This window comes from Ralstonia insidiosa, from assembly GCF_008801405.1.
Classification (GTDB): domain Bacteria; phylum Pseudomonadota; class Gammaproteobacteria; order Burkholderiales; family Burkholderiaceae; genus Ralstonia; species Ralstonia insidiosa.
On record NZ_VZPV01000001.1, the window covers coordinates 2,090,747 to 2,112,808 of the forward strand.

Annotated in this window: 17 protein-coding genes and 1 tRNA gene; 9 read left to right on the forward strand and 9 right to left on the reverse strand. The window is 63.5% G+C overall.

Translation table 11 applies throughout. The features are described 5' to 3' along the window. The first annotated feature begins 3 nt into the window (after positions 1–3). From F7R11_RS09965 to F7R11_RS09975, 3 genes are all read left to right on the forward strand, one after another. Positions 4–80: transfer RNA gene (locus tag F7R11_RS09965), tRNA-Asp, on the forward strand. Between the two features lie 87 nt (positions 81–167). Next, the gene (locus tag F7R11_RS09970) at positions 168–737 is read left to right on the forward strand and encodes an NADPH-dependent FMN reductase (protein ID WP_231973187.1); all 570 of its coding nucleotides are present in this window, start codon (positions 168–170) and stop codon (positions 735–737) included. A gap of 54 nt (positions 738–791) precedes the next feature. Next, on the forward strand, positions 792–2,738 hold the full coding sequence (locus F7R11_RS09975) for a SurA N-terminal domain-containing protein (protein ID WP_064803153.1): 1,947 nt from the start codon (positions 792–794) through the stop codon (positions 2,736–2,738). A gap of 70 nt (positions 2,739–2,808) precedes the next feature. Here F7R11_RS09975 and F7R11_RS09980 read toward each other — a convergent pair whose 3' ends face one another. After that, positions 2,809–3,423, reverse strand: a complete 615-nt coding sequence (locus F7R11_RS09980; RefSeq protein WP_064803154.1) for an arylesterase — start codon at positions 3,421–3,423, stop codon at positions 2,809–2,811. A 64-nt stretch (positions 3,424–3,487) separates the two neighbouring features. Between F7R11_RS09980 and F7R11_RS09985 the strand changes: the two genes are divergently transcribed. Then, on the forward strand, positions 3,488–4,198 hold the full coding sequence (locus F7R11_RS09985; protein WP_021194567.1) for an ABC transporter ATP-binding protein: 711 nt from the start codon (positions 3,488–3,490) through the stop codon (positions 4,196–4,198). Positions 4,199–4,202: 4 nt separating this feature from the next. On the opposite strand, the gene pgi is transcribed toward F7R11_RS09985, so the two are convergent. Together pgi and F7R11_RS09995 are read right to left on the reverse strand one after the other, a co-directional pair. Further along, positions 4,203–5,822 (reverse strand): glucose-6-phosphate isomerase, encoded by a 1,620-nt coding sequence (gene pgi / locus F7R11_RS09990; protein WP_064806291.1) that lies wholly within the window; start codon positions 5,820–5,822, stop codon positions 4,203–4,205. Between the two features lie 61 nt (positions 5,823–5,883). Then, positions 5,884–7,479 (reverse strand): bifunctional ADP-dependent NAD(P)H-hydrate dehydratase/NAD(P)H-hydrate epimerase, encoded by a 1,596-nt coding sequence (locus F7R11_RS09995; RefSeq protein WP_064803156.1) that lies wholly within the window; start codon positions 7,477–7,479, stop codon positions 5,884–5,886. Positions 7,480–7,570: 91 nt separating this feature from the next. On the opposite strand from F7R11_RS09995, the gene F7R11_RS10000 reads away from it, so the two are divergent. The 4 genes from F7R11_RS10000 to F7R11_RS10015 all read left to right on the forward strand — a co-directional run bounded on the left by F7R11_RS10000 (position 7,571) and on the right by F7R11_RS10015 (position 13,563). Next, complete coding sequence (locus F7R11_RS10000; RefSeq protein WP_064803158.1) at positions 7,571–8,137, forward strand: winged helix DNA-binding protein; 567 nt, start codon at positions 7,571–7,573, stop codon at positions 8,135–8,137. A gap of 147 nt (positions 8,138–8,284) precedes the next feature. Then, positions 8,285–12,373 carry a phosphoribosylformylglycinamidine synthase gene (purL, locus tag F7R11_RS10005; protein WP_064803160.1) on the forward strand — a complete coding sequence of 1,363 codons (4,089 nt, stop codon included), beginning with the start codon at positions 8,285–8,287 and terminating at the stop codon, positions 12,371–12,373. Positions 12,374–12,376: 3 nt separating this feature from the next. Beyond that, the gene (locus tag F7R11_RS10010) at positions 12,377–13,066 is read left to right on the forward strand and encodes a Pr6Pr family membrane protein (RefSeq protein ID WP_197495033.1); all 690 of its coding nucleotides are present in this window, start codon (positions 12,377–12,379) and stop codon (positions 13,064–13,066) included. Between the two features lie 11 nt (positions 13,067–13,077). Then, entirely contained in the window at positions 13,078–13,563 is a 486-nt protein-coding gene (locus tag F7R11_RS10015; RefSeq protein ID WP_082932877.1) for a GNAT family N-acetyltransferase, read from the forward strand. Positions 13,564–13,574: 11 nt separating this feature from the next. Here the strand turns inward: F7R11_RS10015 and F7R11_RS10020 are convergent, their stop codons facing one another. The 3 genes from F7R11_RS10020 to F7R11_RS10030 form a co-directional block, all read right to left on the reverse strand. After that, on the reverse strand, positions 13,575–14,093 hold the full coding sequence (locus tag F7R11_RS10020) for a DUF4188 domain-containing protein (protein WP_231973189.1): 519 nt from the start codon (positions 14,091–14,093) through the stop codon (positions 13,575–13,577). A 207-nt stretch (positions 14,094–14,300) separates the two neighbouring features. Next, positions 14,301–15,923, reverse strand: coding sequence for an NAD(P)/FAD-dependent oxidoreductase (locus F7R11_RS10025; RefSeq protein ID WP_064803164.1), 1,623 nt, complete (start codon positions 15,921–15,923; stop codon positions 14,301–14,303). Between the two features lie 121 nt (positions 15,924–16,044). Then, entirely contained in the window at positions 16,045–16,971 is a 927-nt protein-coding gene (locus F7R11_RS10030) for a LysR family transcriptional regulator (protein ID WP_064803167.1), read from the reverse strand. 137 nt (positions 16,972–17,108) lie between these two features. On the opposite strand from F7R11_RS10030, the gene F7R11_RS10035 reads away from it, so the two are divergent. Next, the gene (locus F7R11_RS10035; protein WP_064803169.1) at positions 17,109–17,873 is read left to right on the forward strand and encodes an SDR family NAD(P)-dependent oxidoreductase; all 765 of its coding nucleotides are present in this window, start codon (positions 17,109–17,111) and stop codon (positions 17,871–17,873) included. Between the two features lie 904 nt (positions 17,874–18,777). On the opposite strand, the gene F7R11_RS10045 is transcribed toward F7R11_RS10035, so the two are convergent. The 3 genes from F7R11_RS10045 to F7R11_RS10055 all read right to left on the reverse strand — a co-directional run bounded on the left by F7R11_RS10045 (position 18,778) and on the right by F7R11_RS10055 (position 22,037). Continuing rightward, on the reverse strand, positions 18,778–19,614 hold the full coding sequence (locus F7R11_RS10045; protein ID WP_064803171.1) for an ABC transporter permease: 837 nt from the start codon (positions 19,612–19,614) through the stop codon (positions 18,778–18,780). Between the two features lie 16 nt (positions 19,615–19,630). Continuing rightward, positions 19,631–20,899 (reverse strand): ABC transporter permease, encoded by a 1,269-nt coding sequence (locus tag F7R11_RS10050; protein WP_064803173.1) that lies wholly within the window; start codon positions 20,897–20,899, stop codon positions 19,631–19,633. Positions 20,900–20,996: 97 nt separating this feature from the next. Then, complete coding sequence (locus tag F7R11_RS10055; RefSeq protein ID WP_064803175.1) at positions 20,997–22,037, reverse strand: ABC transporter substrate-binding protein; 1,041 nt, start codon at positions 22,035–22,037, stop codon at positions 20,997–20,999. Positions 22,038–22,062: the final 25 nt, after the last annotated feature.

Consider the following 22,062-nt stretch of genomic DNA (forward strand, 5'->3'; position numbering starts at 1 on the left):
TCTGGAGCGGTAGTTCAGTCGGTTAGAATACCGGCCTGTCACGCCGGGGGTCGCGGGTTCGAGTCCCGTCCGCTCCGCCAGAACATAGCAAAGGCCCGACTTGTTCGGGCCTTTGACTTTTCTGATCCTGCAGCTGAGGCACGCTCATTCGATGTGGGAGCCCTGTGTTGAAAACCATCCGGATTCTGACCGTCTCCGGCAGCCTGCGCGCTGCGTCCATCAACACAGCATTGCTGGCTGCTGCCACCGCTTTGGCGCCAGTTGGCGTCACCCTCGTGCCATTTGCGCGTCTCGGCGAGTTTCCCCTGTTCAATCCCGATACCGAATATCCATTGCCGGCACCCGTGCGGGCATTTCGGGAGCAACTCAATGCAGCCGACGGCGTATTGATTGCCAGTCCTGAGTATGCGCATGGCGTAACCGGTGTCATGAAAAATGCGTTGGACTGGGTGGTAGGGTGCGAAGCATTTGTCCACAAGCCGACGGCCGTACTGAATGCATCAGCGCGTGCTGTGCACGCGGACGCAGCGCTCAAGGAGACCCTCTTGGTCATGTCAGCAGATCTCGTACAGGAGGCGTCCGTCACGCTGCCGGCGCTTGGCGCAAGGCTCGACGCGGGAGGCATCGCTGCGCATCCTGAGATTGCCTTTGCTTTGCGCGAGGCATTGGCCGCGCTGCAACGACACATCGTTAATCGAAGATTGAGGGCGAATTGCCGGCCGGACTCATTGGCCTGATCGTCGAGCCTGATAGAATCGCCTGATTTCCCATCTTCTCCTCCTACGTTCAGCATGCTTGAATTCGTACGTACGCATCGGCGCTTGATGTTTCTGGTGCTGCTGATTCTGGTGTTCCCTTCGTTCGTGTTTTTTGGCGTGCAGAGCTATTCGAGCTTCATGGACAGCTCGCACGACGCAGCCAAGGTCGACGGCAAGGTCATCACTACCGCCGAGGTCGACAATCGCGTGCGCGAGCAGACTGATCGCCTGCGCCAGATGCTGGGCGCGCAGTATGACCCGCGCCAGTTCGAAGGTCCGCAGATGCGTCGTGATGTGCTCGACGGCCTCATTCAGCAGCGCGTGCTCTCCAATGAAGTCGCGCATGCCAACCTGAACGTCTCGAACGACAAGGTTCGCGACACGATTTTGCAGATCCCAGCCGTGGCCGCGCTGCGCAAGCCGGATGGTTCGTTCGACGAGCAAGCCTATGTGCAACTGCTGGCCGCGCAGAACATGACGCCGGAGCAGTTGGAAAACAACCTGCGCTTTGAGCTCGCGCAGCAGCAAATTCCGCAGTCGATCGTGTCGACGGCTTTTGTGCCGAAGTCGCTGGTGGACCACCTGATCCAGGTACGTGACCAGCAGCGCGAAGTGCAGGCCCTGGTGTTCAAGCCGACTGACTACGCTGCCAAGGTCAACGTCGACGACAAGGCCATCCAGGCCTATTACGACGCGCACCAGCAAGAGTTTTCGGTGCCAGAGCAGGTCAAGGCCGAGTACGTTGTGTTCTCGGGCGAAGACATGATGAAGCAGATTCCGGTCACGCCCGAGCAGATCAAGGAGTACTACGATCAGAACGCCGCGCGCTTCAAGACCCAGGAAGAACGCCGCGCCGCGCACATCCTGATCAAGCTGCCGGACAACGCCAAGCCTGCCGACAAGGACGCCGCCAAGAAGAAGGCTGAAGAAGTGTTGACCGAGGTGCGCAAGAACCCGGCGAGCTTCGCCGAACTGGCCAAGAAGTACTCGGGCGATCCGGGCTCGGCCGCGCAGGGCGGTGAACTGGGCTTCCTGGGCAAAGGCGCGACCGTTCCGCCGTTCGAGAACGCGCTGTTTGCGCTCAAGCAGCCGGGCGACATCAGCGATGTCGTGCAGAGCGACTTCGGTTTCCACATCATCAAGCTTGAGGAGGTGAAGGGTGGTGGCGTGCAACCGCTGGAAGCCGTCAAGCCCGAGCTGGAACGCGAAGTGCGCACCCAGTTGGCCAACAAGAAGTACACCGAACTGGCCGACGCGTTCTCTAACGCGGTTGAAGATCAGTCTGACAGCCTGAAGCCGGTGGCCGACAAGCTGAAGCTGCAAATCCAGACCATCGACAACGTGACGCGCACGCCGAACCCGGCGCTGGCCAACAGCCCGATCGGCAACGAGAAGGTGCTCAAGGCGTTGTTTGCCGACGATGTCATCAAGAACCATCGCAATACGGCGGCCATCCAGGTTGGTCCGACGACGCTAGTGGCTGCGCGTGCGGCGGAATATCGCCCGGCGACGGTCAAGAAGCTGGCCGACGTGCGTGAGCAGGTCAAGGCCAAGGTGATTGCTGAGCAAGCGGCTGCGCTGGCCAAGAAGGCCGGTGAAGAGAAGTTGGCTGCGGTGAAGCAGAGCAACAGTGCCGATGGCTTCGGCGCTGCGCAGACGGTGTCGCGTCAGCAGGCTCAGGGCACGCCGGTGCCGGCGCTCACGGCCATCCTGCGTGCCGATGCCACGAAGCTGCCGACCACCATTGGTGTCGACCTGGGTGCCCAAGGCTATGCGCTGTATCGCATCAACAAGGTGCTGCCGCCGGCCAACGTGGATGAAGCCCGCCGTACCGCCGATGCTCAGCAGTTGGCGCAAGCTGCAGGCCAGACCGAGTTCAACGCTTACTACGAAGCGCTGAAGGCCCGTGCAAAGGTGAAGATCAACAGCAGCGTGATTGACGCCAGCAAGCCCGCCAACACGGCAGACGATGGGTCCTGATGGATCGCGTGTTTGAATGAAAAAAGCCCGTCATCGCGACGGGCTTTTTTGTCGATGACGACGATGTCGATTAACTGCCTGTGCGCTGTTTGAGTAGCGGCTCCAGCTTGGGCCACACGTTATCCAGCATCGTCGGTTGGGCCGCGGCAATCGGGTGGATGCGGTCTTCTTGGAACCAGTCAGGACGTTGGGCCACGCCTTCAAGCAGGAAGGGCACCAGTGGCAGCTTGTACTGCTGCGACAGCTTGCCGTACATGGCGAAGAACCGGTCGCTGTAGTCGGGGCCATAGTTGGGCGGGATGCGCATGCCGATCAGCAGCACCCTGGCGCCCGCTGCCTGCGATGCATCGATCATCGCCTTCAGATTGGCCTCGCTGGAGGCAAGTGACAGACCGCGCAATGCGTCGTTGCCGCCCAGCTCCAAGATCACCACGGAGGGCTTCTCGCGCGCCAGCACAGCGGGCAGGCGTGAGCGGCCACCGGCCGTGGTATCGCCGCTGATGCTTGCATTGGCGACGCTATAATCAGGCTTCCGTTCTTTGAGGCGCTTGTCGAGCAGTGCGACCCAGCCGGTGCCTTGCGCCAGGCCGTATCCCGCCGACAGGCTATCGCCCAGCACCACCACGCGATGCGCTGCGGGTGTGCTTTGCGCCGACACCTGCGTGACGGGCAGCATGCCGACCATAGTGCAGCCGAGTGCCGCTGCCAGTGCCTTCAAACTGCGCCTTCTACTACCTACCTGTCCAATCATGTCGTCTTCCGCTACCTGGGTGATTGAAGTCGATTCGCTGCACAAGACCGTGCGCGATGCCACCGGTGAGTTGCCTATTCTGAGCGATGTTGGCTTCCGTGTGGAAGCGGGCGAGATGCTGGCCATCGTCGGCGCGTCGGGCTCGGGCAAATCGACGTTGCTTGGGTTGCTGGCAGGGTTGGACTTGCCGAGTGCCGGCAAGGTCAAGCTGCTGGGTCACGATCTGTTCGGGCTGGATGAGGATGGCCGCGCAGCCGTCCGCGGCAGTCACGTGGGTTTCGTGTTTCAGTCGTTCCAGTTGCTGCCGCATCTGACCGCGCTGGAGAACGTGATGCTGCCGCTCGAACTGCAGGGCGATGTGAGTACTGCGGAGATGCGCCGTCGCGCCACAACGCTGCTGGAGCGTGTCGGCCTGGGGGCGCGGCTTTCACACTATCCGAAGACGCTGTCAGGTGGCGAGCAGCAGCGTGTGGCACTGGCCCGTGCATTTGTCACCGAGCCAGACATCCTCTTCGCAGATGAACCGACGGGTAGCCTAGACACCGCTACCGGCGAGGCTGTCATCGCCTTGATGTTCGAGCTGAATCAGAGTGCAGGTTCCACGCTCGTGCTGGTCACGCACGACCGCTCGGTTGCGGCGCGCTGCAACCGCATCCTCACCATTGAAGCGGGTCATCTGGTCGGCGACGAGACCGTCACCGAGCTTTGATCGATTAGAGCGCTGTCTTGGCGCGGCGGATCAACGCAGCCGTCGATGCGTCATGTGCCACCGAGGCGGGCGCGCCCTCCAACTCTGCCTGAATCGGCTTGGCGAGCTTCTTGCCAAGCTCCACGCCCCACTGGTCGAACGAGTTGATGTTCCACACCGCACCTTGTACGAAAGTGCGGTGTTCTGCGCAGGCAATCAACGCGCCGAATGATGCGGCATCGAGGCGCTCCATCACGATGGTCGTGCTTGGGCGGTTGCCTTCAAACACCATGTGCGGCACCAACGCCTCGTCGGTCACACCGCCCGCGCGGACTTCATCCGCGGTGCGGCCCCGCAGCAGTGCTTCGCCTTGGGCAAAGCAGTTGGCGAGCAGCTTGGCATGGTGGCCAGGCAGATTGCGCACCGGCTCCAGCGTGGTGATGAAATCCACCGGCACGATCTGCGAGCCTTGGTGGATCAGCTGGAAATACGCATGCTGGCCGTTTGTGCCCGCCGTGCCCCAGACGATGGGGCCGGTGTCGGTATCAATGGGGGCACCCGTGCGCTGGACCGACTTGCCGTTGCTCTCCATCTCCAGTTGCTGCATGAAATCGGTCAGCAGCTCCAACGGCGCGCAGTAGGGCACCGTGCAGGCGCTCGCCGCATTGAAGAAGCCGCGATACCAGACCGACAGCATCCCGAGAATGAGCGGCAGGTTCTCGCGCGGTGCGGCCGTGGCGAAATGGCGGTCCATTGCGCGCGCGCCGTCGAGCATCGCTTCGAACTGCTGCGGGCCGATCGCCAGCACGATCGACAGGCCCACCGCTGACCACAGTGAGAATCGCCCACCCACCCAGTCCCAGAAGGTAAACATGTGGTCTGGGTCGATGCCGAACTGGGCGACGGCTTCGCGGTTGGTGGAGACGGCGACGAAGTGGTGCTTGAGCTGATCTTCCGCCACGCCGTGCTCGACAAACCAGCGGCGCATGCTGTGCGCGTTGGCCATCGTCTCAAGCGTGGTGAACGTCTTGGAGCAGACGATGGCGAGCGTGGTGTCGGGGTTCAGGTGGTCGAGCGTTTCGGCCAGATCCGTGCCGTCGACGTTGGAGACGAAATGCACGCGCACCTGTGGCACAGCCAGGTGTTCGAGCGCGCGGCACACCATGCGGGGGCCAAGATCCGAGCCGCCAATGCCGATGTTGACAACGTCTGTGATGCGCTGGCCGGAGTGGCCTGTCCAGGCGCCGCTGTACACGCGGTTGGCGAAGTCATGCATCTGGGCGCGCACGCGCAGCACCTCGGGCATGACGGGTTCGCCGTCGGCGCGGTAGCCGTCTTCTGCGCGGCCGCGCAGGGCAACATGCAGGACAGAGCGGTGCTCGGTGTTGTTGATGCAGTCGCCGCGCAGCATGGCGTCGCGCAACGTGAGCACGCCCGCTTCATCGGCCAATTGCAGCAGCAGGGCGAGCGTGTCGGAGGTGATGCGGTTTTTTGAGTAGTCGACCGTCAGGCCTGCCGCTTCCAGGGTGAAGGCGCGCACCCGTTCCTCGGCGTCCGGCGCGGCAAACCAGTCGCGCATATGCGCGGCGCGGATGGTTTGGGCATGTTGCGTCAGGGATTGCCAGGCAGGAAAGGCTGTGGGCATGCGGTATGACATTGAGTAGCAAAAACGAATGCGCAGTATAACGGCGCGACATGGCGCTTTTCTATCCGCGCGTGTCTGACGCCAGCAGTGCGTTGAGTGCGCGCCGTGCTGGGGCGCACAGTTCACTTGCGTACAGGCCGATCGGGCCCTCACCCGAGGCAACCAGATCGTCCGCCGCCCGGCCATGCAGCCAGACGGCGGACAGCGCCGCCTCGCGTGCCGGCACGCCCTGCGCAAGCAACGCGCCCACCATACCGGTGAGCACGTCGCCCGTGCCGCCCGAGGCCAGACCGCCGTTGCCCGTCGGGTTGACGGCGGGTGTCATGCCCGGGGCAGTAATCACAGTGCCTGAACCCTTGAGTACGACGACGGCACCCGTCCGGTTGACGAGTGCCTTGGCGGCGGCCAGACGGTCGCGCTGGACGGTCGGTGCGTCGAGCTGCAGCAGGCGCGCCGCCTCAAGCGGATGCGGTGTCAGCACCACCGGCACGCCGCTCTGCGCCAACTGCGTCAGATGTGCGAGCAGCGCGGGCACCTTGGCAAACAGGTTCAGTGCGTCGGCATCGAACACCGCGGGGATGCGCGACGACAGCATCCGATCCAGCAGATGGTCGAGCGCCGCTTCGGCATCCTTGGCGGTACTCATGCCTGGGCCCACGGCCAGCGCTTGCATGCTGCCCAGGTCGAGCGTGCCCCATGTATGCAGCATCAGCTCGGGCTGAGCGGAGTCCACACGCGGCGCATCCGCCGCCAGCGACACAACGTGCACCTTGCCCGCGCCCAGGTACAGCGCCCCACGTGCAGTCAGCAGCGGGGCGCCCACCATGCCATGTGCGCCTCCGACGATCGCCACGCTGCCATACGACCCTTTGTGACCGTCGTGCCTGCGACGCGGCAGATGGGCGAGCCAGCGTGCGGGCGTGTTGACGATCGCTTCCGCTTCAATCACACCGTCGTACGCAGGCTGCGCGGCCTGCAGGTCAGCCAGTGCGATGTCGCCGGCAGCATCGCGACCGCCGCCGGTCAGCAAGCCCGGTTTGGCCGCGAGGAACGTGAGCGTGGCACGTGCACGCACGACGGGCGATCCCGGTGCCAGCGGTTGGCCCGTATCGCCATTCAGCCCAGAGGGAATGTCGAGCGCATACACCGGCAGGCCGCTGGCATTGAGCGTGTCGACCAGCGCTGCATGCAGCCCGGTCAGCGGCCGCGCCAGCCCGATGCCGAACAGCCCATCGACGATGGCCGTGGTCGTAGCTGGCACGGAGGCGGGTGTGTGCAGAGGTTCGATCGGCACGTTGGCAGCGCGCGCCTCGGTCCACGCGCGGTGGGCATCGTCGGGCAGCTTGGCCGGATCGGCTGCCAGCCACACGGTGACGGCGCGGCCCGCCAGGTGCAGCACAGTGGCTGCGACCAGGGCGTCACCGCCATTGTTGCCAGGGCCGGCGACAAAGAGCAGATGGCCGTGTGGCGCCCGCGTCTGAAGCCAGTCGGCGGCGGCCTCGCCGGCGCGGGCCATCAGGGTGAACGGGGCGAGGGAGCGGTAAGCAGCGGCTTCCAGTGCGCGAACGCCTGCTGTGCCGAAGAGCAGGTCGGCGCCGTGGTGCGCGGCCAAGGCGCCGTTGATGAGGATTTCGCGCCAGGTCGGATGTGCGGACATGATGGGTCTAACCAGGGCAGACATGACGATCTATTCTCTTACAATAGCCTGCGTCTCCGACTGTTTTCGATCCTTTTTCCCCGAGTTGCGCATGTCTAAATCGCCCTCCACCCCGAAAGCCGATCTGCCGGAAGTCGCTGCCAATGAAGGAAGCAAGGGCGGGCCGATCGTGTCTTCGTCGCATCTGGTGTCGGCGCGCAGCCCGGAGTTGTCGGAGTTCGAGTTTGCACTCAACACCGCCTACAACGCCTACAACCGCTGGTGCGTGCGCTGCATGGCCGCCGCGGGCGTGCGCGACCTGACCTTCCTCGATGTGCTGGTGGTGCATCACGTCAACCACCGGGGCCGCGCCAAGCGGCTGGCCGACATCTGCTTCGTGCTGAATGTGGAAGACACCCATCTGGTGACGTATTCCCTTAAGAAACTGCAGGGAATGGAGCTGGTGGAGGGCACGCGCAGCGGCAAGGAAGTCACCTATACCACCACGGCTGCTGGCGAAAAGGCCTGCGCCCGCTACCGCGATATCCGCGAGCAGTGCCTGACCAGCAATATTTCGCCCAGTGGCGAAGAAAATGCTGAGATTGGCGAGCTGGCGCGCCTGCTGCGCGTGCTGACGGGCCTGTACGAGCAGGCCGCGCGCTCGGCGACGTCGCTGTAAAACACCTGTTTCAGCCTCGGCAAGGGCCGTGGCGGACGATTTCCGGCGGATTTGACCGTCGGTAACAGGGGCTGGGCAAGGTACAATAGCGGTTTTCCCGCGCACGCCGGGAAAACTCCTCTTCCAGCGACTCCTGCCTTGCCCACCATGGCGCATTTCTCGTGCTTTCCCGGCGCTCTCGCGCTGTCCGCCTTCCGCCAGCAACGCCTGCTTTCCACCCTCAAGCGCATCGATCCGGAGATCGAAGCCGTCAGTGCCCAGTACCTGCACTTCGTGGCTGCCGACACGCCGCTGTCGGCCGATGAATCTGCCCGTGTGCAAGCGCTGCTGACCTACGGCTCGCCCGCACCGGCCGATGTCGAGGGCGACCGCTTCGTGGTCATCCCGCGCTTCGGCACGATTTCGCCGTGGGCCAGCAAGGCGACCGAAATCGCCCGCCACTGCGCGCTGCCGCAGATCCACCGCATCGAACGCGGCGTGGAGTTCACCGTCACCCGCAAGAAGGGCCTCCTGGGGGCGCTCACCGGCAGCCGCAAACATCTGGACGACGCCACCCGCGCCGCCGTGGCCGAACACCTGCACGACCGCATGACCGAAGTGGTGATCGACTCGCGCGAAGCCGGCTACGGCCTGTTCGACGTGCTGCCCGCCAAGGCATTGCGCTTTGTCGATATCGCCGGTGGTCGCCAAGCGCTGGAAGCCGCCAACGTCGAAATGGGCCTGGCCCTGTCCGACGACGAAATCGACTATCTGGTCGACGCCTACCGCAAGCTCGAACGCAACCCGACCGACGTCGAGTTGATGATGTTCGCGCAGGCCAACAGCGAGCACTGCCGCCACAAGATCTTCAACGCCGACTGGACCATCGACGGCGAAACGCAGGACAAGTCGCTCTTCGCGATGATCCGCAACACGCACCAGCTCGCGCCGCAGGGCACGATCGTGGCGTATTCGGACAATGCCGCGGTGATGGAAGGCGGCATGGCCGAGCGCTGGTTCCCGCACGCGGGCACCGAAGCCGCAACGGGCGTGCCGCAATACAACCGTCGCGAGGCGCTCACGCACACGCTGATGAAGGTGGAGACGCACAACCACCCGACGGCCATTTCGCCGTTCCCGGGCGCGTCGACTGGCGCGGGCGGTGAGATCCGCGACGAAGGTGCGACCGGTCGTGGCGCCAAGCCGAAGGCAGGCCTGACTGGCTTTACCGTGTCGAACCTGCTGCTGCCCGAAGCCGTGCAATCGTGGGAAAACGCCCGCGACACCGCACAGCCCGTGGCACACCGCAATCCCGACGAAGCTGCAGCCGGCCCCATCGGCAAGCCTGAGCGCATCGCCTCGCCGCTGCAGATCATGATCGAAGGCCCGATCGGCGGCGCCGCGTTCAACAACGAATTCGGCCGGCCCAACCTGGGTGGCTATTTCCGTGTCTACGAGCAGAACGTGGGCGGCACCGTGCGCGGCTATCACAAGCCGATCATGATTGCCGGCGGCATCGGCAATATCGATGCCGGCCACACGCACAAGCACGGCCTGCCGGCCGGCACGCTGCTGATTGCACTGGGCGGCCCCGGCATGCGCATCGGCATGGGCGGCGGTGCTGCCAGCTCGATGGCCACCGGCACCAACACGGCCGACCTGGACTTCGACTCGGTCCAGCGCGGTAACCCCGAAATGCAGCGCCGCGCGCAGGAAGTCATCAATGCGTGCTGGGCGCTGGGTGCAGACAACCCGATCCTGTCGATTCACGACGTGGGCGCGGGCGGTATCTCCAACGCTTTCCCGGAAATCGTGGACGGCGCGGAGAAGGGCGCACGCTTCGACCTGCGCCAGGTGCACCTGGAAGAGTCGGGCCTGAGCCCCGCAGAAATCTGGTGCAACGAATCGCAGGAGCGCTACACGCTGGCGATCGCCCCGGGTGATTTCCCGCGCTTCCAGGCCATGTGCGAGCGCGAGCGCGCGCCGTTCTCGGTGGTCGGTTTCGCCACGGATGAACAGCAACTGCAAGTGGTCGACAGCGATGCCCCGGTCGATAGCGCCGACCATTTCCCGGTCAACATGCCGATGGACGTGCTGCTCGGCAAGCCGCCGCGCATGCACCGCGACGTGCACCGCGTGTCGCAGGAGCTGCCGGAAGTCGATGTCACCGGCCTGGATCTGGAAGTTGTTGCGCGCGACGTGCTGCGCCACCCAACCGTCGCCAGCAAGTCGTTCCTCATCACCATCGGCGACCGCACCGTCGGCGGTCTGAACACGCGCGACCAGATGGTCGGCCCGTGGCAAGTGCCGGTGGCCGACGTTGCCGTCACCACGCTCGACTACAAGGGCTACACCGGCGAAGCAATGACGATGGGCGAGCGCACGCCGCTGGCCGTCATCAACGCACCGGCATCGGGCCGCATGGCGATTGGCGAGTCCATCACCAACATCGCTGCTGCGCCGATCGATTCGCTCACGCAACTCAAGCTGTCGGCCAACTGGATGGCCGCCTGCGGCGTGAACGGCGAAGACGCCCGTCTGTACGACACCGTCAAGGCGGTCGGCATGGAGCTGTGCCCGGCGCTGGGCATCAGCATTCCGGTGGGCAAGGATTCGTTGTCGATGCGCACCAAGTGGGAAGACGACGGCACGGCCAAGGAAGTGGTCGCGCCGGTGTCGCTCATCGTCTCGGCGTTCGCGCCCGTGACGGACGTGCGCAAGACGCTCACCCCGCAACTCAAGCAAGTCGAATCGGCCAATGCGCCGGCCGACACCACGCTGATCCTCATCGACCTGGGCCGCGGCAAGAACCGCATGGGCGGCAGCATCCTCGCGCAGGTCACACAGCAGATCGGTAACAGCGTGCCGGACGTGGATGACGCGGAAGACCTCAAGCGCTTCTTCGCGGCAATCCAACAACTGAACGCCAGCGGTTCGCTGCTCGCTTACCACGATCGTTCCGACGGCGGCCTGTGGGCGACCGTCTGCGAAATGGCGTTTGCCGGCCACTGCGGCGTGTCGATCAACGTCGACATGCTCACACTGGACGATGCAGCCGACCACGGCGACGCCAAGAACTGGGCACAGCAAGTCTCCGGTCGTCGTGCCGATCTGACGCTGCGCGCACTGTTCTCTGAAGAACTCGGCGCCGTCATTCAAGTGCCGCTGGCCCAGCGCGACGCCGTCTTCGCGGTGCTGCGCGAGCATGGCCTGTCCGGTTGCAGCCACGTCATCGGCGCACCGAACGCCAACGGCCACATCGAAATCTGGCGCGACGCCAAGAAGGTGTTCAGCGCCTCGCGCATCGAACTGCAACGCACCTGGACGGACGTCTCCTGGCGCATCGCCAGCCTGCGCGACAACCCCGAGTGCACGCAGAGCGAATACGACATCCTCTTGGATGCCGAAGACCCGGGCATCTCGCCCAAGCTCACGTTTGACATTGCAGAAGACGTGGCCGCGCCGTTCATCGCCACGGGCGCTCGCCCGCGCATGGCGATCCTGCGTGAGCAGGGCGTCAACTCGCAGATCGAAATGGCCTACGCGATGGACAAGGCCGGCTTCGAGACCTACGACGTCCACATGAGCGACCTGCTGGCCGGCCGCACCACGCTGGCCGGCTTCAAGGGCTTCGTCGCCTGCGGCGGTTTCAGCTACGGCGACGTGCTGGGCGCGGGCGAGGGCTGGGCGAAGACGATTCTCTTCAACAGCATGCTGGCCGAGCAGTTCGCGGCGTTCTTCAATCGCACCGACTCGATCGCGCTGGGCGTGTGCAACGGCTGCCAGATGATGGCGAACCTCGCCCCGATCATCCCGGGCGCCGGCGCATGGCCGAAGTTCACGCGCAACCAGTCGGAACAGTACGAAGGCCGCTTGGTGACGGTGCAGGTGGATGCATCCCCGTCGATCTTCTACGCGGGTATGGAAGGCAGCCGCATCCCCATCGTCGTCGCGCACGGCGAGGGCTATGCCGACTTCTCGCAGCAAGGCGACATCGACAAGGTGGCCGTCGGCCTGCGCTACGTCGACAACCGCGGCGAAGTCACGCAGACGTACCCGCTGAACCCGAACGGCTCGCCGCAGGGCATTGCCTCGGTGACGACGCACGACGGCCGATTCACTGCGCTGATGCCGCACCCGGAACGCGTGTTCCGCGCCGTGCAGATGAGCTGGCATCCGAAGGAATGGGAAGCCGCCGGTGACGGCAGCAGCCCGTGGATGCGCATGTTCCGCAACGCACGCAAGTGGATGGGTTGATGCGTGGCTGAGTTGGCCAATGCATCACCGATGCGGCTGGCACGGGCATGGCAAGCCGTGTTGGCCGCCGTCATTGTCGTTGCACTGATCGTGCAGCTCAGCGTGACCGTCAGTGGTGTGGGTAGCCAGGTCTCGCTTGCCACGCGGCTTGTCCGGTTGTTCAGCTACTTCACCATCCAAAGCAACCTCCTGGTTGCGGTGGCTGCCATCTCTCTCGTGCTGGACCCTGCGCGCGATGGCACATGGTGGCGCGTACTCAGGCTGGATGGTTTGCTCGGCATCGCGACGACGGGGCTGGTGTTTCACATCGTGCTTGCGCCGATCTCGAAGGCAACGGGGTTGGCGCTTTTGGCGTCAAACGGCTTTCACTACGTCTCGCCATGGATGGCGCTGGTCGGCTGGCTGCTGTTTGGCCCCCGGCCCCGCATCGGGTGGTCGACCGTGGCGCTGTCGCTTATCTGGCCGGCGGTGTGGCTGGCGTACACCTTTGTGCACGGCGCGTTGAGTGGGTGGTATCCCTATCCGTTCTTGAATGTGGCGAAGATCGGGTATCCGGCTGCGTTGGCGAATACGGTGGCGGTGTTGGGTGGGGCGGGTGTCCTGGTCTTGTTGTTCAAGGGGCTGGACCGTTGGGTACCGGCCCCGCTGTCGTCAATGCGCCGTGAGCGCGGGGCAGCGATTGGCCGGATTTGAAGACCAACACCATGACCATGCATTTCTCCGCAATACCACATGCAAACCTCAGCCATCTCACGTGGGATTGGAAAGCGTTTAGTACGCTCGTCCCCCATGAGGTCTACACCATGCTCAAGGTGCGTTCCGACGTATTTGTAGTGGAGCAGAACTGCGCCTATAGCGACATCGACAATCTCGATATCAACGCGTGGCATCTGTTTGCGTGGGATGGCTCGGCACTGGCCGCTTATCTGCGTGTATTGCCGCCGGATGCAAACGATAGCGATATTCGCATTGGCCGTGTGTTGACGTCGCCCCATCACCGCGGCATCAGGCTTGGTCACGCATTGCTTGAACGTTCAATGCAGCATATCGCTGCGCAATGGGCGGACGTGCCCATGCGTTTGCACGCGCAGGCGCATTTGCAGAAGTTCTATGGTGCGTTCGGCTTCAAAGCGATTTCAGACGTGCATGATGAAGATGGGATCCCGCACGTTTGGATGCGTTCGGAATAAGCCTCGCATCGTTAGCTGCCACGGAGCCGGTCCGCGGCGGATTGCCTGCCCTTTGTTGCCGGCTCAAGGGCACCGACTTTCCCCAAGCCGAATGGCGGCATGTCGACATAGATGTTTTCGTAGGTACCCGGCGAAACCAAGTACGTTTCATGCCAGATGCCGACGGCTGCATCGGTTCCCCGGCCCCGCTGGTTGAACGCTCGCCAAGCGGGCAAATGTTCCGCTTCACGATCTTTAGCGTAGTGCAATAGATGTTCGACTGAACGCCAGTATTGCACCATCAGCGTTGTGCGGCCGAACCACATCTCGGCGTGCAGGAATCCCAACTCGGGACGGCGACTCAGCTCCTTGATCATGCGGGGCATTGCTGTGGCGACGGGCCACCATTTATGCACCTTGAGGGGCTGATTCACCCGCATGCCGATCAAGAATACGACGAAGTTTTCGTCAAATTTGGCGGTGAGGCGCCCTTTATTGATCATGAATCTGTGTGTTTCAGAGGTGGCAAGCGCCTGAGGATACGCGCACATCGACGTTCTCCACCGCCAGAATCGGTTGCGATTGGCTGAAAGCAAGGGCGACCATGGGGTTCAAAACAGTTGGGGCTGGTGCTTGAAGCCACCCGGCACGATCACCCCAGCGGCCGAACATTCGGCAGCACGTCCAGATTTGCTGGCTTCAGGAGACCGCGCGTTCGCGTCGTGCGGCGGCTCACCAGCCGCCCTCACTCCCACACATCAGGACGCGTGCGTCGATGTCAGATTGAGTGCCACCGCTTGCGCCACTTCGATGCCGTCGATGGCCGCCGAGTAGATCCCACCGGCATACCCGGCACCTTCGCCAGCCGGATACAGACCTTCGACGTTCATGCTTTGGTAGTCGTCTTTGCGTCGAATCCGCAGCGGTGACGAAGTGCGCGTCTCCACGCCGGTGAGCACGGCATCGTGCAGCGCGAAGCCTGCGATCTTCTTATCGAGCTGGGGGAGTGCTTCACGGATGGCTTCGATCACGTAGTCCGGGAGCGCCGTGCTGAGATCGGTCGGGTGCACGCCCGGCTTGTACGACGGGATGACGGAACCAAGCGACGTCGACGGCCGGCCGGCGATGAAATCGCCGACCAGTTGACCGGGCGCCTGGTAGTTGCCGCCGCCGAGTTCGAATGCCCGCTCTTCCCATTTGCGCTGGAACGCGATGCCTGCCAACGGCCCGCCGGGATAGTCTTCCGGCGTGATGCCGACGACGATGCCTGCATTCGCGTTGCGCTCGGCCCGGGAATACTGGCTCATGCCATTGGTGACGACGCGGCCCGGCTCGGAGGTTGCCGCCACCACCGTGCCGCCTGGGCACATGCAAAAGCTGTAGACCGCCCGGCCATTGCTGCAGTGGTGGACCACCTTGTAGTCGGCTGCGCCGAGTTGCTTGTGGCCTGCAAACTTGCCGAAGCGGGCGCGATCGATCAGCCCCTGCGGATGTTCGATGCGAAACCCCAGGGAAAACGGCTTCGCTTCCATATACACACCGCGATCGTGCAGCATCTGGAATGTGTCGCGGGCGCTGTGGCCAACGGCCAGCACGACGTGGTCGCACCGCAGTGTTTCTCCGTTCGAGAGCTTGAGCGAGCGGACCTTGCCCTGATCGATTTCGATATCGTCAACCCGGGTTTCGAAGCGTACTTCGCCGCCCAGTTCGTGGATGGTGGCGCGCATTTTTTCCACCATGCTGACGAGGCGGAACGTGCCGATGTGCGGTCGGCTCAGATACAGGATGTCTTCCGGTGCGCCCGCCTTGACGAATTCCTCGAGCACCTTGCGGCCATAGTGGTGCGGATCCTTGATCTGGCTGTACAGCTTGCCGTCGGAGAACGTCCCGGCCCCGCCTTCGCCGAACTGCACGTTGGATTCCGGATTGAGCACGCTCTTGCGCCACAGGCCAAAGGTGTCCTTGGTGCGCTCGCGCACGGCCTTGCCACGTTCGAGGATGATGGGACGGAACCCCATCTGCGCGAGGATCAGTCCTGCGAACAGACCGCACGGCCCCATGCCGATCACCACCGGACGCGGGCGCGTTGTGTGCTCGGGTGCCTGCGCAACGAAGCGGTAGGTCATGTCCGGCGTCACCCCGCAATGCGGCTTGCCGGCGATCCGCTTGAGCACGGCTGCCTCGTTCTTGACTTCGACGTCGACGATGTAGGTCAGCTTGATATCCGAGCGCTTGCGTGCATCGTGGGCACGGCGGAATACGGTGTAACGGACGAGCCCGTCTGCCGCAACGCCGAGATCCTTGAGGCGCGCGCGAACTGCGGCGTCAAGATCGTCTTCGGCATGGTCCAGAGGGAGTTTGACTTCGCTTAAACGTAACATGGGTGCTGAGTGCGGTTGCCACGGGAATCGCGGCGAAGCCGTATTTTATAGGTTCAGCGGCGTCTCAAATGGAAAGGAGGCGACCTGTTCGAGGCAAACAGGTCATTTGACGCGCGACTTCCTACGAACCCGACGGCTGCGCCTCCAAATACGGACCCAACAACCCCTCCATCCAATGCATAAACACCTGTACCCGCACGGGCAGGTTTCGCCGGTTCGGATACACCAGCGACACCGGCATCGGCGGCGGGCGGAAATCGGGCATCACCTCAACCAGCGTGCCATCTGCAATGGCCGATGAGAGCCCCGCATATACCGGCGCCTGAATCATCCCCAGCCCCGCGCGGCACGCCGCGTCATAGCTCTCTGCCGAGCTGACCGTCACCGCGCCCAGCATCGGCCGAAATGCCGAGCGGCCTTCCACCGTGTATTCCCATCCCGGCGATTTGGTGCCGAGCGTCTGCACGTAATGGACGATGCGATGGTGGTCGAGGTCTTCCAGCGTTTTGGGCATGCCATAGCGCGCGATGTACGTGGGGCTGGCGCAGTTGACCTGATGCAGTTGACCGAGCGGGCGGGCGATCAGGCTGCTGTCGGTCAGCGCGCCGATGCGCAGCACGCAGTCGAAACCTTCGCGCACCGGGTCCACGCGGCGGTCGGTGCTGGAGAGTTCGATTTCCAGATCGGGATGTGCCTCCAGAAAGCCGGGCAGGGCGGGGATGACAATGCGGCGCGCCACGCCCACCGGCATATCCACGCGCAAGCGGCCGCGCAGCGCCTGCGGGGTCTGGCGGAACATGGTCTGCAACTCATCCATGTCGGCCAGCAGATCCTGACAGCGCTCGTAGAAGGTCTGGCCGTCTTGCGTGAGCTGCACCTTGCGGGTGGTCCGGTGCAGCAGGCGCGTGCCGAGCATCGTTTCCAGCTGCTGCACCGCCACCGAGGCGGCCGGCTTGGGGATGCTCAAGGTCTCGGCGGCGCGCGTGAAGCTGGCAAGTTCAGCCACGCGCACAAAGATCTGCATGGCTTCGAGTCGGTTGGTGGACATGGCGAGGGTGGGTCAATTGTTATCTGTGGGCAAACACAGCAATAGGATAGGCGAGATTTATTCTGCTTTGATCGCCCAATACCATGCTCTCACGGTGTTCGACACCACCAACCTGATCGACAACCCAGGAGAGCAAGATGACCCAATCCCACACCCCCATCGCCATCGTGACCGGCGGCAGCCGCGGCCTCGGCAAGAACATGGTGCAGAAACTGGCCCAGCGCGGCACCGACGTGATCTTCACTTACCGCAGCAACCGCGCTGAAGCGGACGCCCTGGTCGCCGAGTTGACCGCCCAGGGCCGCCGTGCAGCCGCACTACAGCTCGACGCCGGCAAGATCGCCACCTTCCCGGCGTTTGCGGATGCCGTGCGCGGTGTGCTGGCGCAATGGAAGGCCGAGCGCTTTGATTACCTCGTCAACAACGCAGGCGTCGGCGTGCACGCCACCGTGGCCGAGACGACCGAAGCCCAGTTCGACGAACTGATGAACGTGCACTTCAAGGGCGTGTTCTTCCTCACCCAGATCCTGCTGCCGCTCATGGCTGACGGCGGGCGCATCGTGAATATCTCGTCGGGGCTGGCGCGCTTTGCACTGCCGGGTTACGGCGCGTATGCGGCGATGAAGGGTGCGATCGAGGTGCTGACCAAGTACCTGGCGAAGGAGCTTGGCGCGCGGGGCATTGCGGTGAACGTGGTTGCGCCGGGTGCCATCGAGACGGACTTTGGCGGCGGTGCCGTGCGTGACAACGCAAATCTCAATGCCATGGTCGCCTCCAACACGGCCCTGGGCCGCGCTGGCGTGCCGGATGATATCGGCGGGGTGGTGGCGTCGCTGCTGTCGCCGGATAACCGGTGGATCAATGCGCAGCGGATTGAGGCTTCGGGTGGGATGTTCCTGTAAGCCCCTCGAACTGCTACGCGTGGAGGTTTGAGGTCCATGCGCGGGCCTCAGAGGTCCAGCGGTGGATGGCTAATGGTCCATTGATGGAGCAAAAAGGCCCACGCGCCGAGCTCGGAGGTCCGACGCCGGGGCTCTGAGAGCCTAAGCTGGACCTCAAAGGTCCGACGGTGGAGGTCGGGAGGTCCAACGGTGCGCCTAAAAGGTGCGCTTGTGAGGGTCTGAGGTTCAATGGTGGAGCTCAGACCTTCGGCTGTGGAGCTAAAAGGTCCATGTGTGGAGGTCTGGGCTGCTTGCGGCGAGGCTTTGATAGGACCCCGCGCGATGCTGGGTGCGGCGGTCCATCCCCAGTATCGTCCCCTGCCGGGGCCGACTCACTTTTCTTTGTCTTGCCAAAGAAAAGTAAGCAAAAGAAAGGCGCGCCCGAGATGGCGACCCCCTCCTTGAATTTTCGTAACCGGGCGGAGACGGGAAAAACTCGCTGCGCTCAAACAGTTTCCCGTCTTTTTTCCGCCCGCTTACGAAAATTCAAGGCGCCATCAAGGGCAGGAACGTCAAAGGCCAAACCAACGCGGTGCGGAGGCGAGCGCCAATGCAGTCGAGTCAGGCACGCTGAGGGGATGGCAAGACGAAGTCGTGCGCGGGCAAAAGATGGTTTGTTTTCCATTGCCCTATGCGGCGCCTTGAATTTCTGTGGGCGTGCGGAAAAAGGAAGTAGCCTTGTCTGAGCGAAGCGAGTTTGGCTCCTTCCCCGCACGGTCACGGAAATTCAAGGAGTCTGTCGCCGCATCGGGCGCGCCTTTCTTTGCTTACTTTCTTTGGCAAGACAAAGAAAGTGAGTCAGCCCCGGCAGGGGATGAAACAAGGGATGCACCAGCAACGCCAGTGCATGGCGAAGGACAAACAATCAGGCAATGGCCTTAGCCGCAGCCCGCCCACGCAGCCATTCAAACGTCAGCAGCAGGCAAGTGGAAAACACGATGAGGATCGTCGCCAGCGCGGCAATCGTCGGCGAAATGTTCTCGCGAATCCCGGTAAACATCTGACGCGGCAGCGTCACCTGATCGGCGCCAGCGAGGAAGAGCGTGACCACCACCTCATCAAACGACGTAGCAAAGGCAAACAACGCCCCCGAGATGACGCCCGGTGCAATCACCGGCAGCGTGATCCGGAAGAACGTCATCACCGGATTGGCGCCCAGCGACAGGCTCGCCCGCACGAGGTTGTGGTTGAAGCCCTGCAACGTCGCCAACACCGTCGTCACCACAAACGGCACCCCCAGCGCCGCATGCGCGAGGATCAGCCCGATATACGTGTTCGCCAGCCCCAGCGGCGCGAAGAACAGATACATACCGACACCGACGACGACCACCGGCACGATCATCGGCGACACCAGCACGGCCATCAGCAAGCCCTTGCCACGGAAGTCTGCCTTGTTCAGCCCGATGGCGGCCAGCGTACCGAGCACCGTTGCCACGATCGTGGCCGCAGGCGCAACGATGAAGCTGTTCTTGGCTGCCATGCGCCATTCATCCGACGTGACGAGGTTCTGGTACCAGCGCAGCGAATAGCTCGGGATCGGATACGAGAGGAACGTGCTCGACGAGAACGACAGCGGCACGATCACCAGCACCGGCAGCACGAGGTACAGCAGCGTCAGCACGGCCAGGGCGCGTAGCGCGAAGTACCACACGCGCTCGACGAGCGAGGTGTGCGGGGCAAACATCGGTTTGGCGAGTTTCATAGTCGATGGGCTCCGTTCAACCGACGCGAACCTTGGGCCGCGTGAAGCGCCCATACACCACATACAGCACCAGCGTGGCGAGCAACAGCAGTGCACCCAGCGCGCACGCCATGCCCCAGTTGATGGTGACGTTGGTGAAGTAGGCCACGTAGTAGCTGACCATCTGATCGTTCGGCCCGCCCAGCAGCGCGGGCGTGATGTAGTAGCCGAGCGCGAGGATGAACACCAGCAGCGCGCCGGCGCCGATGCCCGGGTACGTCTGCGGCACGTACACGCGCCAGAACGCGGCAAACGGATGGCTGCCCAGCGATACGGCTGCGCGCTGGTACGTCGGCGGGATCGACTTCATCACGCTGTACAGCGGCAGGATCATGAACGGCAGCAGGATGTGCGTCATCGAGATGTACACGCCCACGCGGTTGAACAGCAACGCGAGCGGCTCCTTGATGATCCCCAGGTCCATCAGCCCGTGGTTGATCAGGCCCTCGGTCTGCAGCAGCACGATCCACGCCGCCACACGCACCAGGATGGACGTCCAGAACGGGATCAGCACCAGCACCATGACCAGGTTGGCGCGGCGCTCCGGCAGCGAGGCGATCCAGTACGACAGCGGGTAGCCGAGCAGCAGCGCGAACAGCGTCACCATCGCGCTGATGACGAAGGTGCGGATGAACACCGTCACGTAGATCTGCTCGTCGGGGTCGGTCGCTTCGATATGGCCGAAGGCGTCTTGCCGGTGGTCGAGCGCGGCCAGCAGGTAGAACGGCGACGTGCGGCTACCGTTCTTGGCGATGGCCTGCCAATAAGTTTTATCGCCCCAGCGCTCGTCGAGTTCGAGGAGCTTGGCGCGGGTCTGCTCGGGCGTGAGCGTGAGTGCCTTGCCTTGGTCGTCGGCCAGCGGCATGGCACGCGCGGTCTTGGCGACGAGCGAGCGGAAGCCGGGGATTTCGGTGTTCAGGCGGCGGGCGAGGGCACCCATGGCTTCGCCTTCGCTCACGGTGGTGAGGTCAGCGGCCAATGCAACGTAGGCGGCATCGGCGGGTGGGGCTTTGCGGTCCCAGTTCTTGAGCGCGGTCACCGTCTTGGGCAGCGCGTCGGCCACCTCGGGGTTCTGCACGGCGCGCGTGAGCAGGGCGCCGATCGGTACAACGAAGATCAGCAGCAGGAAGATGGCGAGCGGCGCCACCAGCGCCAGCGCCATGGCACGCCTGCGCGCCTCAGCGCTCTTCAATTCGCGTTTGAGTTTGGCCGTCGATTCCGGAACCGATTCAGCCGCGATCGTCATGGTGTTCAATGCTGCCTCGCCGAGTGCTACGGAGATTCATCTGGCGGATGCCACACCAGGGTGGCGTGGCATCCGCACAGGTCACTGCCTTACGTTGTTACTTCGACGCCCACGAGGCGAAGCGCTGCTCCAGCTCGTCGCCGTGGTCGGTCCAGAACTGCAGGTTCTGCAGCACGGCGTTCTTGCTGTTCTCCGGCGAGTTGGGCATGTTGGCCTGCGTCTTGGCATCCAGCGCCTTGATGGCAGCGACGTTGGCCGGGCCGTAGGCGATGTGCTTGACGTATTCCTGCTGCGGCTTCTGCGAGAGCGTGTAGGCGATGTATTGCTCGGCCAGCGCCTTGTTGGGCGTGCCCTTGGGGATGGCCCAGTAGTCCAGGTCGTAGATGCTGCCGTTCCAGACCACCTTCAGGTTCTTGCCTTCGCGCTGCGCGGCGTCGATGCGGCCGTTGAAGGCCGTGGACATCACCACGTCACCCGCCACCAGGAATTGCGGCGGCTGCGCGCCGGCTTCCCACCACTGGATGTTGGCCTTCAGTTGGTCGAGCTTCTTGAACGCGCGGTTCTGGCCGTCCTTGGTGGCCAGCACCTTGTAGACGTCCTTGGGCGGCACGCCGTCGGCCATCAACGCGAATTCCAGGTTGCCGCGCGCACCCTTGCGCATGCCGCGCTTGCCGGGGAATGTTTTCACGTCCCAGAAATCGGCCCAGCCGGTCGGGGCAGTCTTGAGCTTGTCGGCGTTGTACGCCATCGCGGTCGACCACACGAAGAAGCCCACGCCGCAGGTGCTGGGCGACTCGGGGATCAGGTCGCCCTTCTTGGCGATCTTGCTCCAGTCGAGCTTCTCGAACAGGCCCTCGTCGCAGCCACGGCCGATGTCGCCGGATTCGACTTCCACCACGTCCCAGTTGACGTGCTTGGCTTCCACCATGGCCTTGATCTTGGCCTGCTCGCCGTTGTATTCGACCACGGTGACCTTATTGCCGGTCTGCGCTTCGAACGGCTTGTTGAAGGCGGCCTTCTGCGCATCGCCGTTGGCGCCGCCGAAGTTGACGACGGTGATCTCGGCAGCATGCGCACCGAAGGCAATGGCAAACGCGCCGGCAAGCAGGCTCAGACGCATTTTCGTGCTGTGTTTCATGTTGGCTCCTCTTTTGGCTTTAGCG

Excerpts from the sequence above, each read along its gene's own strand:
- F7R11_RS09975 (WP_064803153.1), top strand. The coding sequence starts at position 792 with ATGCTTGAATTCGTACGTACGCATCGGCGCTTGATGTTTCTGGTGCTG.
- F7R11_RS09980 (WP_064803154.1), bottom strand. The coding sequence starts at position 3,423 with ATGGTCGGCATGCTGCCCGTCACGCAGGTGTCGGCGCAAAGCACACCC.
- F7R11_RS09985 (WP_021194567.1), top strand. The coding sequence starts at position 3,488 with ATGTCGTCTTCCGCTACCTGGGTGATTGAAGTCGATTCGCTGCACAAG.
- pgi (WP_064806291.1), bottom strand. The coding sequence starts at position 5,822 with ATGCCCACAGCCTTTCCTGCCTGGCAATCCCTGACGCAACATGCCCAA.
- F7R11_RS09995 (WP_064803156.1), bottom strand. The coding sequence starts at position 7,479 with ATGTCCGCACATCCGACCTGGCGCGAAATCCTCATCAACGGCGCCTTG.
- F7R11_RS10000 (WP_064803158.1), top strand. The coding sequence starts at position 7,571 with ATGTCTAAATCGCCCTCCACCCCGAAAGCCGATCTGCCGGAAGTCGCT.
- purL (WP_064803160.1), top strand. The coding sequence starts at position 8,285 with ATGGCGCATTTCTCGTGCTTTCCCGGCGCTCTCGCGCTGTCCGCCTTC.
- F7R11_RS10015 (WP_082932877.1), top strand. The coding sequence starts at position 13,078 with ATGACCATGCATTTCTCCGCAATACCACATGCAAACCTCAGCCATCTC.
- F7R11_RS10020 (WP_231973189.1), bottom strand. The coding sequence starts at position 14,093 with ATGTGCGCGTATCCTCAGGCGCTTGCCACCTCTGAAACACACAGATTC.
- F7R11_RS10025 (WP_064803164.1), bottom strand. The coding sequence starts at position 15,923 with ATGTTACGTTTAAGCGAAGTCAAACTCCCTCTGGACCATGCCGAAGAC.
- F7R11_RS10030 (WP_064803167.1), bottom strand. The coding sequence starts at position 16,971 with ATGTCCACCAACCGACTCGAAGCCATGCAGATCTTTGTGCGCGTGGCT.
- F7R11_RS10035 (WP_064803169.1), top strand. The coding sequence starts at position 17,109 with ATGACCCAATCCCACACCCCCATCGCCATCGTGACCGGCGGCAGCCGC.
- F7R11_RS10045 (WP_064803171.1), bottom strand. The coding sequence starts at position 19,614 with ATGAAACTCGCCAAACCGATGTTTGCCCCGCACACCTCGCTCGTCGAG.
- F7R11_RS10050 (WP_064803173.1), bottom strand. The coding sequence starts at position 20,899 with ATGACGATCGCGGCTGAATCGGTTCCGGAATCGACGGCCAAACTCAAA.
- F7R11_RS10055 (WP_064803175.1), bottom strand. The coding sequence starts at position 22,037 with ATGAAACACAGCACGAAAATGCGTCTGAGCCTGCTTGCCGGCGCGTTT.